General features: G+C 37.7%; 10 protein-coding genes. 6 read left to right on the forward strand and 4 right to left on the reverse strand.

Annotated elements, in window-relative coordinates; translation table 11 throughout:
* Positions 1-158: 158 nt before the first annotated feature.
* The 6 genes from K322_RS0103625 to K322_RS0103650 all read left to right on the forward strand — a co-directional run bounded on the left by K322_RS0103625 (position 159) and on the right by K322_RS0103650 (position 9608).
* On the forward strand, positions 159-1325 hold the full coding sequence (locus tag K322_RS0103625; RefSeq protein ID WP_026625662.1) for a glycoside hydrolase family 130 protein: 1167 nt from the start codon (positions 159-161) through the stop codon (positions 1323-1325).
* Positions 1326-1399: 74 nt separating this feature from the next.
* Positions 1400-2836 (forward strand): MFS transporter, encoded by a 1437-nt coding sequence (locus K322_RS0103630; RefSeq protein WP_026625663.1) that lies wholly within the window; start codon positions 1400-1402, stop codon positions 2834-2836.
* Between the two features lie 6 nt (positions 2837-2842).
* Positions 2843-4000 (forward strand): AGE family epimerase/isomerase, encoded by a 1158-nt coding sequence (locus tag K322_RS0103635; protein ID WP_026625664.1) that lies wholly within the window; start codon positions 2843-2845, stop codon positions 3998-4000.
* 144 nt (positions 4001-4144) lie between these two features.
* Positions 4145-6463, forward strand: coding sequence for a glycoside hydrolase family 3 N-terminal domain-containing protein (locus K322_RS0103640; protein ID WP_026625665.1), 2319 nt, complete (start codon positions 4145-4147; stop codon positions 6461-6463).
* A gap of 9 nt (positions 6464-6472) precedes the next feature.
* Complete coding sequence (locus K322_RS0103645; protein ID WP_026625666.1) at positions 6473-7594, forward strand: glycoside hydrolase family 26 protein; 1122 nt, start codon at positions 6473-6475, stop codon at positions 7592-7594.
* A gap of 7 nt (positions 7595-7601) precedes the next feature.
* The gene (locus tag K322_RS0103650) at positions 7602-9608 is read left to right on the forward strand and encodes a glycoside hydrolase family 97 protein (protein ID WP_035331279.1); all 2007 of its coding nucleotides are present in this window, start codon (positions 7602-7604) and stop codon (positions 9606-9608) included.
* A 115-nt stretch (positions 9609-9723) separates the two neighbouring features.
* Here K322_RS0103650 and K322_RS0103655 read toward each other — a convergent pair whose 3' ends face one another.
* From K322_RS0103655 to K322_RS0103670, 4 genes are all read right to left on the reverse strand, one after another.
* Positions 9724-10854 (reverse strand): universal stress protein, encoded by a 1131-nt coding sequence (locus K322_RS0103655; protein ID WP_026625668.1) that lies wholly within the window; start codon positions 10852-10854, stop codon positions 9724-9726.
* 344 nt (positions 10855-11198) lie between these two features.
* A complete protein-coding gene (locus K322_RS0103660) occupies positions 11199-12506 on the reverse strand; it encodes a sensor histidine kinase (protein WP_026625669.1) in 1308 nt (435 codons plus the stop codon).
* The gene (locus K322_RS0103665) at positions 12494-13168 is read right to left on the reverse strand and encodes a response regulator transcription factor (RefSeq protein WP_026625670.1); all 675 of its coding nucleotides are present in this window, start codon (positions 13166-13168) and stop codon (positions 12494-12496) included. Before K322_RS0103665 ends, K322_RS0103660 begins: the two co-directional genes overlap by 13 nt.
* A 7-nt stretch (positions 13169-13175) precedes the next feature.
* Positions 13176-13595, reverse strand: a complete 420-nt coding sequence (locus K322_RS0103670; RefSeq protein WP_026625671.1) for an EamA family transporter — start codon at positions 13593-13595, stop codon at positions 13176-13178.
* Positions 13596-13960 lie beyond the last annotated feature (365 nt).

Raw genomic sequence — 13960 nt, forward strand, 5'->3', positions numbered from 1 at the left:
ACAGCCTGTTATTACTTTAAAATACGACATTAAATACCTAGGTAAGAGTTACTATTCATAATATACTGTGGCTTATAAGTCGTGTTTGCTGCTTGTTGGAATTGATAATAGATAGAAAAAATAATAATAGGTCTAACGATCTTAATACTTATTAAATGATGAATGAACTATTCGATAAACGACTGAAAGCTGTTACGGCAGAATATGAAAATTTGATTTCACGTAAAAACGAACCGGTATTGCCCGGAAATGGAATATACGAACGATATAAATATCCTGTACTCACGGCCGAGCATGCTCCTGTATTCTGGAGATATGATCTTTCGCCGGAAACCAACCCTTATTTTATGCAGAGGTTTGGCATTAACGGTACATTCAATGCTGGTGCGATCAAATGGCAGGGGAAATACCTGATGGCGGTACGAGTTGAGGGTGATGATCGCAAATCGTTTTTTGCTATAGCCGAAAGTCCAAATGGTGTAGATAATTTCAGGTTCTGGGAATATCCTTTGACTATTCCCGAAACCGAGAATCCGGATATTAACGTATATGATATGCGTTTAACAGCTCATGAAGACGGATGGATATATGGGGTGTTCTGTTCTGAACGGAAAGATCCGGATGCTCCTGCCGGAGATTTATCATCGGCTGTAGCTGCGGCTGGTATCGTACGATCAAAAGATCTTAAAACATGGGAACGTCTTCCTGACCTCAAATCTAAAAGCCAACAGCGTAATGTGGTTTTACATCCTGAGTTTGTAAACGGAAAATATGCTCTTTATACTCGTCCGCAAGACGGATTTATTGATGCCGGAAGCGGTGGAGGTATCGGTTGGGGATTGGTTGAAGATATAACTAATGCAGAGGTTAAAGACGAAAAAATAATAAATCATCGTTATTATCATACTATCAAGGAGTTGAAAAACGGAGAGGGACCTCATCCGATAAAAACATCTAAAGGCTGGCTGCATTTAGCACATGGAGTTCGTGCATGTGCTGCCGGATTACGATATGTTTTATATCTTTATGTGACCGATTTGGAGCAACCCGATAAGTTAATAGCCGAACCTGCCGGACATTTTCTGGCTCCGATGGGTGAAGAACGAGTAGGAGATGTTTCGAATGTATTGTTTACAAATGGCTGGATAGCTGATGATGATGGTACTGTTTATATTTACTATGCATCATGCGATACCCGCATGCATGTGGCGGTATCTTCGATTGACAGGCTGCTCGACTATTGTTTCAATACAGAACCGGACGGTTACCGTTCGGCGGCATCTGTACAAACTTTAAATCGCCTGATAAAGAAAAACCTGAAATAAAAGACACATCTATAATAAAGGGATTGTCTGATGTTATTTTTAGACAATCCCTTATATCCTAAAAAAAATACCTGATGATAAACGCAGACAAAGTAACTCTTAAAGAAAAGGTAGGCTATGGCTTTGGAGATATGGCCTCTTCTATGTTTTGGAAGATATTCGGCATGTATTCCTTATTTTTCTATACAGATGTTTTTGGTATAACAGCCGCTGCTGCCGGTACTATGTTTCTGGTAGCCCGTGTATGGGATTCGTTTTTCGACCTGTTTGTAGGCATAGCCGCAGACCGTACGAAGACTCGCTGGGGACGGTATCGACCCTATTTATTATGGTTTGCCATTCCGTTTTCGGTAATGGGTGTGATAACCTTCTTTGTTCCTGATTTTGGAAGTACCGGTAAGCTTGTATATGCTTATATTACATATTCGTTGATGATGATTGTGTATTCTCTTATCAATGTACCTTATGCTTCATTACTGGGAGTAATGTCTCCCGATCCGCAAGAACGTAACATTTTGTCGTCTTATCGGATGTCATTTGCTTTTATCGGCAGCTTTATTACTTTTATGCTGCTTCAACCCCTGATCGATTTTTATGCCGGAGCTTTCGGTAATCTACCTGAACTTTCGGCAGCCGAGCATGTCGCTGAAACGACAGTCAGTACATCTCCTATAGGATGGACTTTGGGGGTTGCTACAATCGGTGTTATCTGTTCAATCTTATTTTTCTTTTGTTTCAGATGGACTCGTGAGCGTGTTCAGCCTGTAAATAAAGAAGAAAATACATCAGTAAAACAGGATCTGAAAAACTTATTTCATAATGCTCCATGGTGGATTCTAGTAGGAACTGGATTAGCAGCATTGTTGTTCAATGCAGTGAGAGATGGTGTTGCCATTTATTATTTTAAAGATTATGTACAGGTTGCTTATCGTGTTCCGTTTATCGGGTGGGATGTTACCACAGTTTATTTTCTGTTGGGGCAGGCAGCCAATCTGGTTGGGGTAATATTAGCTCCATCTTTGTCGGCGAAGTACGGAAAAAGAAGAACATATATGATAGCTATGGCTATGGCTGCATTATTTAGTGTTCTTTTCTTTTTTGTCCCGAATCAGCTCGGATTGATATTTCTGCTGCAAATAATTACATCGCTTTGTGCGGGTTATGTTTTACCTCTTTTGTGGAGTATGTTTGCTGATATCGTAGATTATCAGGAATTAAAGACAAACCGTAGGGCATCGGGTCTTATTTTTTCGTCTTCGTCCATGTCTCAGAAGTTAGGATGGGCATTGGGGGCTGCCATTACAGGATGGATTCTTTTCTATTTTAAGTATAATCCAGAGGTTGTTCAGCAAAATGCCGATACTATTTTTGGCGAGCGTATCATGATAAGCCTTATACCAGCGGTTTGTTGTATTATTGCCTTCTTTGGTATGATGGCTTATCCTTTATCAGAGAAGAAAGTAAAAGAGGTAACCGAAGAACTTGAAAGACGAAGAAAATTAGAAGAATAATCAATTATGGAGGGATTTAAAGAAGAACTGATAAACAATATTCTTCCTTATTGGATGGATAAGATGCAGGATCACGAAAACGGCGGTTTTTATGGTCGTATAGATGGGACTGAAGTTTTGCATGCCGGAAGTAACAAAGGATCGGTATTGAATGCCCGTATATTGTGGACATTTTCGTCTGCATATCGAATCTTAAAAGACGAGAAATACCTCATGGTTGCCCGAAGGGCATATGAATATATAAAGACATATTTCATAGATAAGGAAAACGGTGGTATCTATTGGGAATTGGACAGCAAAGGAAATCCTGTAAATACTAAAAAACAAACGTATGCTCAGGGATTTGCTTTATATGGTTTTTCGGAATTCTATCGGGCTACAGGTGATAAAGAAGCACTGGAACTAGCTAAAGAATTTTTCTATTTGCTCGAAAAATGTTATGATCAGCAATTTGGTGGATATCTCGAAGCCTACACTGCCGATTGGAAGCCTATTGATGATGTAAGACTGAGTGATAAGGATGCGAACGAAAAGAAGACTATGAATACGCATCTGCATATTCTTGAGCCTTATACAAATTTGTGCCGTGTATGGGATGATGATGCGCTTAAGATTGCTCAGGAACGTTTGATTAGGATATTTACGGATAAGATATTAGATAAAGGTAATTGTCATCTCAACCTGTTTTTCGATGAAGAATGGAATGTTAAGTTTCCTGCAATATCTTACGGTCATGATATCGAAGCATCGTGGTTGTTGTTTGAGGCAGCAGAGGTATTAGGTAATAAGTCTTTACTGGATGAAATAAAAAAAATATCTATTAAAATTGCTGATGCAGCCGCAGAAGGATTACAGCCCGATGGCAGTATGATATATGAATCTAAAGGAGGTCATTTGGATAAAGAATGTCATTGGTGGGTTCAGGCCGAAGGAGTTGTCGGATACATGTATGCCTACCGAAATTCGGAAGATCACATCTATCACGAAAAAGCAGCTAAATTGTGGAACTATATACAACACAATCTGGTTGATACCCAAAACGGCGAATGGATATGGAGCCGACTTCCGGATGGAAGCATCAATAGGAAGGATGATAAAGCCGGATTTTGGAAATGTCCTTATCACAATAGCCGGATGTGTATGGAAATGATCGAACATTTTTAGGTTTTAAGGTCTCAGACCTATTTATTACTTTGGTAAGCATAACAACCAAAGCCAGTTATAAATTAGAAACGTATCATTAAATACTTTCAGTTACTTATACCTGTATAATTGAAATCAATCAGAGTTACTTATAAACGAAATAGTATGAAAAAAACATTGGTAATAATGGCAACATCAATCGGATTAGTAGCCGGAGTACATGCCCAGACTAAGGCTGAAATAGAAAAAAGGGCACACGAAATAGTGGCTAAAATGACTTTAGCCGAAAAAATAGGTCAAATGTCGCAAGTAAGTATCGATGCTGTATGTAAAGGTGAAGATACACCCCAAGGCAGTACAGTGGCATTAGACAAAGACAAATTGTATGATGTGATTGTCAATTATCACATAGGCTCTATTCTCAATTCTCCTAATACACGTGCTCGTACACCCCAGTGGTGGACTAAAACTATTGAGGAGATTCAGCATATGGCTATGAATGATACGCGTGTCAAAATTCCTGTGATATACGGGCTCGACCAGATACACGGAGGTACATATACTGCCGGGTCGACAATATTTCCTCATGAAATAGCATTGGCGGCATCTTTCAATCCTGCTCATGCCCGTAAGATGGGCGAAATTGCAGCTTATGAAACCCGAGCAAGTAATGTTCCTTGGAATTTTTCTCCGGTATTGGATTTAGGTAGTGATCCTCGCTTTCCTCGTCAGTACGAAGGGTTTGGCGAAGATCCTTATGTAGGATCCGTTTTCGGATATGAATTGGTTAAAGGATACGAAGGAGATAATAATAATGTTGGCGACAAGAATAAACTAGCTGCATGTATGAAGCATTTTATCGGTTATTCGGTTCCCATCAGTGGAAAAGACCGTACACCTGCTTATATACCTATGCCGGTTCTGCTTGAATATCATGCCCCTGCATTTCAGGCAGCTATAGATGCGGGAGTACATACTGTTATGATCAATTCGGGTATTATCAATAATGAACCTGTGCATGCCAGCTATAATCTTTTAACGAAACTGCTTCGTGAAGATATGGGATTCGATGGAATGATTGTTACAGACTGGGAAGATATCAATAAGCTATATACAAGAGACCGTATGGTTCCCTCGATTAAAGAAGCCATCAAGGCGTCAATAAACGCAGGTGTGGATATGTCTATGATTCCTTACGATTATAAAGAATTTTGTGCACTGCTGACCGAATTGGTAAATGAGGGTGAGGTTCCGATGTCTCGTATCGATGATGCTGTGACAAGGGTTATTGTATTGAAATTAAAGCTGGATTTGTTTAACACTCCTAATACATATGCAAAGGATTACCCTCGCTTTGGATCGGAAGAGTTCAAACAGGCATCATATGATGCGGCTGCCGATGCTATTACATTATTGAAAAATGATAATCAGATCTTACCACTCCGCAAAGGAGCTAAAATATTGGTTGCTGGACCTAATGCTGTAAGCAAGCGTTCATTAAACGGAGGTTGGACATTCTCTTGGCAAGGAGAAAAAGTCGATGAGTTTGCCGGAGATTATCATCATATATTATCAGCCGTAGAAGCCAAATTCGGAAAAGAAAATGTAAGTTATGTTCCGGGAGTTAGTTATACCGATGCTGTAGAATATGCTACAGAATACAAAGACCGTTTTGAAGAAGCTGTTGCTGCTACCAAAAATGCTGATTATATTGTCCTTTGCTTAGGTGAAAATTCGTATTGCGAAAAGCCCGGAGACTTGGATGATTTGTATTTGAATGACCTTCAGACTGAATTAGCCAAAGAAATGTTGAAAACCGGGAAAAAAGTGATACTTGTTTTGAGTGAAGGCCGTCCTCGTGTGATTTCGAAAATATCATCGAAAGTAGATGCCATTGTGCAGACTTATCTGCCCGGATTGTTCGGTGCAGATGCTTTAGCGAATATTCTTGCGGGTGAGGTAAATCCTTCGGGTAAATTGCCATATACTTATCCTGCATTTCCTAATTCGTTAGTACCGTATTATCATAAACATTCCGAGGAGCAAAAGAGAAGTGAAGGTGTATATAATTACGAAGGAGATTTTAATCCGGAGTATCACTTCGGATACGGACTTAGCTATACAACCTTTGGTTACAGCAATCTGAAAATAGACCGTACAAGCATAGGTAAAGATTCTAACGATGATATTACCATATCCATCGATGTTACAAATACAGGGAAAGTAGCAGGTAAAGAAGTAGTTCAATTGTATTCGAGTGACTTATATGCAAGTGTTATACCTGATACAAAAAGATTGAGACGTTTTGAGAAAATAGCACTTAATCCGAATGAAACCAAAACGGTAACATTCAAACTGAAAACGAAAGACTTATCGTATATCGATATGAATAATAAGAGGGTAATCGAACCCGGAGACTTCGAGCTACAGATAGGAGCTTCTTCTAATGATATTAAAGATAAAGTGATTCTTACAGTTGAATAACAAATTTGCATGAAAAAAAAACTAATAATATTCTCGATTTTATGTACTGCTATCATGGCATGTAAACCACAAGGCAAGACATTCTCCAAACAGCCCATTGATAGTAATGCTACAACCGAAACGGTTGCATTATACAACAAACTTTTTGATGGTATGGATAAAGGCATTATGCTCGGGCATCAGGATGATCTGGCATATGGGCATGGGTGGTACAAAGAAAACGGACGGTCTGATGTTAAAGATGTGACCGGCGATTATCCTGCAGTCATCGGTTGGGAACTCGGACACATAGAGATTGGAGCTCAAGTAAATCTAGATTCTATTTATTTTTCGGATATGAAAAAGTATATTGAACAGACTTATAAACGAGGCGGTATAACCACAGCAAGCTGGCACGGCGATAATATTGTTACCGGTAATACAGCGTGGGATTGTGCTCAGGATTCGGTTGTGAGGTCTGTTTTACTGGAGGGAGTTAACCATGCCAAGTATTTGACATGGTTGGATCGGGTCGCCGATTTCTTTCTGGGTTTAAAAGATGATGACGGCAATGCTATACCTGTTATCTTCAGAATGTATCACGAGCATACCGGAGATTGGTTTTGGTGGGGAGCAAAGCAATGTACTCCTGAAGAATATAAAAAACTTTGGATTATGACCGTTGATTATCTGCGAGATACAAAAAAAGTGCATAACCTGCTGTATGCATATTCACCATCAGAGACAAATGATGAAGCTCATTTTTTGGAAAGATATCCGGGAGACGATTATGTCGATATAGTAGGATATGACTGTTATGTGCCTGGTAAGGATTCCGCATCGATCGAAAGTTATAAACTGGCAATGGAACGTAATCTGAATACAGTAACGTCTTATGCTTTGAAATCGGGTAAACTTCCAACAATCGGAGAAACCGGAATGGAAAGCATTCCCGACACTACTTATTTCACTCAGGTGGTTCATCCTATTATCAGTAAGTATAAGATTGCGTGGATACTGTTTTGGCGTAATGCATGGGAAAGAAACAGTACTCATCATTATTATGTTCCCTTCAAAGGGCATCCTGCGGAAAATGATTTCAAACAATTCGTCGATCAGAAGAATATATTAATGAACAATGATATAAAGTGAATTAATGATGAAAAGACTTAATTTATTCCTTTTACTTTTATCTCTGTCATTTATGGCAGTGCATGCTCAGAAGAACTTTCAGCTGAAATCTCCGGATTCGAAGCTTAGTGCAGATATTGTTGTTGGTAAGACAATTCATTATTCGGTATCGCATCAGGGTGACGTAATGTTATTACCTTCTGCTATATCTATGAATTTGGCGGATGGAACATCTTTTGGTATCGATTCTAAATTAGCAGCATCTTCTGCCCGTTCAGTGAATACCATTATAGATGCTCCTGTTTATAAAAAGAGTAAGGTTGTTGATTACTATAATGAGTTGACTCTTCGTCTTAAAGGTGATTATTCGATAATCTTCAGGGCTTATAATGATGGTGTAGCTTATCGGTTTGTGTCGAATAAGAAACAAGCCTTTATTGTACAGAACGAGCAAGCTGAGTTTAACTTTCCTGATGACTCTAAAGCATATATTCCTTATGTAGATGACCGCAATGGAGCTAAAGATACATTCGAAAAACAGTATTATAACTCCTTTGAAAACACATATCAACATATTCCTTTAGCTGAATGGAATAAAAAACGGCTGGCTTTTTCACCTCTGGTAGTGGAGGGTGTAAACGGCAAAAAAGTCTGTATTGCTGAGTCAGATCTTTTAAATTATCCGGGTATGTTCCTGTATAATAAAGATGGTGCAGATGGTTTGATAGGAGTCTATGCTCCATATCCCGCCACTACAAAGCAAGGAGGGCATAATATGTTGCAAGATGAGGTTATATCGCATGAATCGTATATTGCAAAGTGTGAAGGACAGACCTCGTTTCCATGGAGAGCGGTAATAGTTTCGGAAAAAGACGCAGAGCTGGCAAACAGCGATATGGTCTACAAATTGGCCTCTGAATCTGATAAAAGCATAGACTACTCGTGGGTAAAACCCGGAAAAGTAGCTTGGGACTGGTGGAATGACTGGAATCTGAAAAATGTTGATTTCTATACAGGAGTGAATAATGATACTTATAAATATTACATTGACTTTGCTTCGAAATATGGTATTGAATATGTTATTCTGGATGAGGGATGGGCTGTGAATCTTCAGTCCGATTTATTTCAGGTAGTACCCGAAATAAATCTGCCCGGACTTGTGGCATATGCTAAAAGCAAGAATGTAGACCTTATACTATGGGCAGGTTATTATGCCTTTAATAAAGACTTGGAACGTGTATGCAAACATTATTCCGAAATGGGAATCAAAGGGTTTAAGATCGACTTTATGGACAGGGATGATCAGATAATGGTGGATTTTCATCATCGGGCGGCACAGGTAGCTGCCCAATATAAGATGTTGGTCGATTTTCACGGTACATATAAGCCAACAGGATTGCAAAGAACGTATCCTAATGTTATTAACTTCGAAGGTGTTCACGGGCTTGAGCAGATGAAATGGTCTCCGTCATCGGTCGATCAGGTGACGTATGATGTTACTATGCCTTTTATCCGTATGGTCGCAGGTCCTATTGATTATACTCAGGGGGCTATGAGGAATGCTACCAAAGACAATTACTTTCCGGTAAACTCAGAGCCCATGAGCCAAGGAACGAGAACCCGTCAATTGGCTGAATACGTTATATTCGAATCTCCATTGAATATGCTTTGCGATAATCCTTCTAATTATATGAAAGAAGATGAGTGTACCCGATTTATAGCAAATATCCCGACAGTTTGGGATGAGACGGTAAGTGTGAACGGAGAGATAGCTAAATATTTGACGTTAGCACGCCGAAAGGGTGATGTCTGGTATTTGGGAGCTTTAACCAATTGGGATCAGAGAGAACTGATTTTAGATTTGTCTTTTCTGGGAGAAGGAAACTTCAAAGCTGAAGTGTTTCAGGATGGAAAAAATGCTCATAGGGTAGCATCAGACTATAAAAAGATAGAGATTCCTGTGCCTTCCGATCGTAAATTGAAGATAAATATGGCTCCCGGTGGTGGCTATGCCATGAAGATATCGAAGATTTGAAGTCTATGATTTTCATCTCAATAGAAGTGACTGGTTTGGAGTAAAGTGTATAAAATAGCTCATAATGAATAACTATACATTATGAGCTATTTTTATTTAGTATTATTGCTCTTTATCAGAACAATCCTTTTTCTCCTCTCAAGGTTAGCAGCACTACATTTAAAGAGGCTAGTATCTTTCGGGAATTACTAGGTAAAAACATTCTGCCCCATAAACTCCGACGTTGGGTGTTTACAGCTACTATGTCTACTTTTTCCGTTTCGATAAAGTCTTTTATTCCTTGTACAAAGTCGGTCTCATTAATTAGTTTATAGCTAATGTTCATATCTGAATATTTCTGAGTGAAAGACTCTTGCAGTTTTAATAAGTCCGACTCAGACCATTTACCATTGCGTGCATCGGTAATTATGTGAACTAAGGTAATTTTGAGACCTTTGTAAGGTAGCAGATGATTTACCAGATAGTCAAACGAATATATATCCCGACGATGTATATTCGTGAAAAAGGCGATATGTCTGACATCTTTTGCTCCTTCAAATGAAGAATTTTCAGGAATTGCCAAAACGGGAATATCCGTCATTTCTATGATATCGGCGGTAACACTCCCCAAAATATTTGTTCTGTTGTCATTTGTACCTCTTTTACCAAGTACTAACAGCATGGGTTTATATTCTTCTATAAAGCTTTCTATTTCTTCTTCAACTATTCCCTCCCTTAACGAATAAGAATAGTTAACCGACGGGAATTTACCTGCTTCGATATTTTTGTCTATTTCGACGCACAGATCAAGCATCTGTTTTCTTGATTTATCCAGAATACTGACGTCCCCATCATTCTTTAGTGCATCTGCGAATGGAATTTGAGTCGGAAAATAGATATTGTTATAAATGTGCAATATCTTTACCTTAGCATCTAATTCCTTTGCTATGCTGAAGGCTGTCTGACATGCTTTCATCGAATAGGTCGAAAAATCGACAGCTACAAGTATCCGTTTACGCCCATCATCCATTTTCAGGGTTTGCATATCATTGTAACTGAATAATTTATTCTCTTCGATAATTGTCAATGCCTTTGAGATCTGCGATTCTTTAATCTTTACAGCATATCCTTTTGCAGTATCGCCTACATAATCATTCTGGCTTAATTCTTCCAGATAAACCGGAATGTTTCTGCTTTCCAGAACTTCTTTTAGCTTAAAGGCTTTTTCTTTGGTATGTATAGCTAAAGTTATAATCTTATCTTCCATATCTCTTTATAATTTGGTTATAATTAAATTTACAGCTCTCTGTAATAAAGGTAGGTTTTTTTAGCTTTCGTCTATACAAAAATAGAATATTTTATGATACTTCAGCCTAAATTAAGAGGAAAAATAGGACATTTGATATGGTTTTTCAGTCTTTGGTAATTATTACCGTATTAATAATTTAGCGATGCAGATAGTTCCATTGAAATGTTCTGTTTTCAGAATTCAAAAGAACAAGCTATTCTATTGATAAGGTGAATACTGCCTTCTTGTTGTTGTCTTAGTTTTGCTTATATTTCTTTATCTATAATAATGTGTCGGAAAAATAGGACATATATAAATGCAAATCAAAACAATACTTCAAAACGGTGCATATTATCGATATATTGATATTTTATTTGCCAGTTATGTAATTTGCAGATTTGGTATGTGATAGATAATCCGAGACCGTTCCCTTTCTTGTTTTCTGAAGTTCGGCTAAATCTTCTGAATATTTTGTCTGTATCTAATGCTGTCTTTTCTCCGGTATTTTCTATAATAAACGAATTAGTATCAACTCTAATGATAATCCTGGCATCCGCAGCTTCCGTATTATGACGGATTGCATTTACAATAAGATTATTTATAAGGCTTTCCAATAGTATTTTATTTGCTGATAAGATCGTATGGCCTACGATATCTGCAGATATTACAATACCATTGCTTTCGGCTAAATCCGTAAGATTACCGAGTTGCTTGTATAAAAGTCTGTTGAAATCTATCTCTTCGGTTTCTTTAAATTGATTATTATCTAATCGAGCCAATAAAAGAAGATTTTTGTTTAACCTTGTGAGACGCGAAAGGATATCGTATAAAGAATGTATTGTTTCGACTTGCTCTTCCGATAAGTTTGGTTCTTGTAAAAAGACATCCAGTTTACTCTGAAACACAGCCAGAGGTGTCTGCAGTTCGTGAGAAGCATTCTGAACGAACTCTTTCTGCTGATTATATGCCTTTAGATTATTGGATATTAAGTTATGTAATATTGTGTTTAGCCGATTGTATTCTATCGTATCGGTCTGTTCGAATTGGGGTGTGTTACCTTTATCAATATCAAAATTTTCAACTTTAGACAAGCTATCATAAAAGGGTCTCCATAATCTTTTAGATATAGCTCTCAGAACAACAAACATACATACAAATAATACTATAAATAAAATACCATATTGTCCTACAAGAGTTCTAGCCAGATCATCATCTTCAATCATGGCAATACGCGACATCAGAATATAAGGTTCGCCTTGTATCGGTATTTTTTGATAATAAACCCTATAGTCTACTTCGTGACCTTCTGCTTTATTATAGAATGGTTTTTCAATGACGTGATTTAAAGAATGATGTAAATCGGTAATATTAATGTCTGATATGGCGGATAAGGGGAATATCTGCATGTCTTCATTATACTTGTTCCAGTGATCAATCTCATCAATAGTAAAAGAAGATAAATGATCTGCCACAAATTCATCACTTCTGAATATAATAAGTTCGTCAAGATCTTCGGCATAAAAATGTTTCATGACGAAAAAGAGCAAAGGCGAACAGCATGTTAATATAATGACAGTAGATATAGTAAACTGCCCCATGCTTTTTCTTAATAAACTTTTTACTCTTCCCATTGATAGCCTGTTCCGTAAATATTCTTAATATGATTGGCACAACCTGCATCGGCAAGTTTTATTTTCAGATTCTTGATGTGGGCATATACAAAGTTCTGGCTGTCGAGCATATCAGCCATATCTCCCGACAGATGTTCGGCAATTGCATTCTTGGAAATAACCTTGTTGCTGTTGCTTACTAAATACAAGAGTAGTTCATATTCCGATTTTGTAAGTAATATATCCTGATTGTTTGCTATTACCTTCTTTCCTAGTAGATCTATTTTTATATTGTTAGATTTGAGGGTATTACTGTGCGAGAACTGTTTTCGCCTCAGTAATGCGTATATTCGCATACTCAGTTCCGATAGAGGAAACGGCTTGGATAGATAATCATCTGCACCTATTTTAAGACCTTCAAGCCTGTCATCGAGTGTACCTCTGGCTGAAATAATAATGATACCGCTGTCGACGCCCTGTCTCTTTATTTCCTCCAGCACTTTCAAGCCATCCCCTCCCGGAAGGTTTAGGTCTAAGAGAATGCAATCGTAATTATATATAGACACTTTGTCCAGAGCATCTTCAAAATTATAAGCCTGTTCGCAGATATAGTTTTCCGAAGAAAGGTATTTCTTTATATTCTGAGATAATTCCTTTTCATCCTCGATGATCAGTATTTTCATAGTATATTCATTTATCTGTTAATATCACCAGCGAACCTCCCGCTATTAATAACGCTCCTAATATGACTTTCCAACTTACAGGTTCTTTCAATATAATGAAAGAAAGAAATATCGTGAATACGACACTCATTTTGTCTATCGGTGCTACTTTCGAAGCATTGCCAAGCTGTAATGCTTTGAAGTAAAATAACCAGGATAATCCCGTTGCTGCTCCTGATAGGATTAAAAATATCCAGTTGGTCTTTGTTAGTGTTTTTATCGATCCAATTTCGTTTCCGGCCAGTACAATACCCCATGTTATAAATAATATTACACATGTTCTGATAGCTGTTGCCACATTAGAATCTACATTCTTGATTCCTATTTTTGCAAATATAGCCGTTAATGCAGCAAACACAGCTGATAATATTGCATACCATTTCCACATATTCTGAAATTGTTTGTTTTTTCTTATAACTACTCTTCTTGACCTTTTTTTATTTAAAAGGTAACAAAGGTTACATCGGAATCCCACTTTTATACCTGTTACCTTTATTTCTCATTCACTGTTTTACTTATAGATAAATATAGCAGTTACAGACCTGTCTTAAGTAAATGAAAGTATTTAATGATACATTTTCAAGTTGTGACAGGTTCAGGATACTTGCTAAAGCAGTAAATAGGTCTGTGCCCTTAATCCATGAAAACACTTCTGACCTTAAATTTAAAAACCTAAAGTTACCTAACGGATTTTGGAGAAATTTAGAATTTAACATTTTTAATATTCCGATCTGTCATTATTCTAAATTCCTA

Source organism: Indolivaga capnocytophagoides DSM 22835, assembly GCF_000426485.1.
Lineage (GTDB): Bacteria > Bacteroidota > Bacteroidia > Bacteroidales > Dysgonomonadaceae > Dysgonomonas_A > Dysgonomonas_A capnocytophagoides.

Bases quoted from the DNA above. Each gene is read 5' to 3' on its own strand.
- K322_RS0103625 (WP_026625662.1), top strand. From the start codon at position 159: ATGAATGAACTATTCGATAAACGACTGAAAGCTGTTACGGCAGAATAT.
- K322_RS0103645 (WP_026625666.1), top strand. From the start codon at position 6,473: ATGAAAAAAAAACTAATAATATTCTCGATTTTATGTACTGCTATCATG.
- K322_RS0103650 (WP_035331279.1), top strand. From the start codon at position 7,602: ATGAAAAGACTTAATTTATTCCTTTTACTTTTATCTCTGTCATTTATG.
- K322_RS0103635 (WP_026625664.1), top strand. From the start codon at position 2,843: ATGGAGGGATTTAAAGAAGAACTGATAAACAATATTCTTCCTTATTGG.
- K322_RS0103655 (WP_026625668.1), bottom strand. From the start codon at position 10,854: ATGGAAGATAAGATTATAACTTTAGCTATACATACCAAAGAAAAAGCC.
- K322_RS0103660 (WP_026625669.1), bottom strand. From the start codon at position 12,506: ATGGGAAGAGTAAAAAGTTTATTAAGAAAAAGCATGGGGCAGTTTACT.
- K322_RS0103630 (WP_026625663.1), top strand. From the start codon at position 1,400: ATGATAAACGCAGACAAAGTAACTCTTAAAGAAAAGGTAGGCTATGGC.
- K322_RS0103670 (WP_026625671.1), bottom strand. From the start codon at position 13,595: ATGTGGAAATGGTATGCAATATTATCAGCTGTGTTTGCTGCATTAACG.
- K322_RS0103665 (WP_026625670.1), bottom strand. From the start codon at position 13,168: ATGAAAATACTGATCATCGAGGATGAAAAGGAATTATCTCAGAATATA.
- K322_RS0103640 (WP_026625665.1), top strand. From the start codon at position 4,145: ATGAAAAAAACATTGGTAATAATGGCAACATCAATCGGATTAGTAGCC.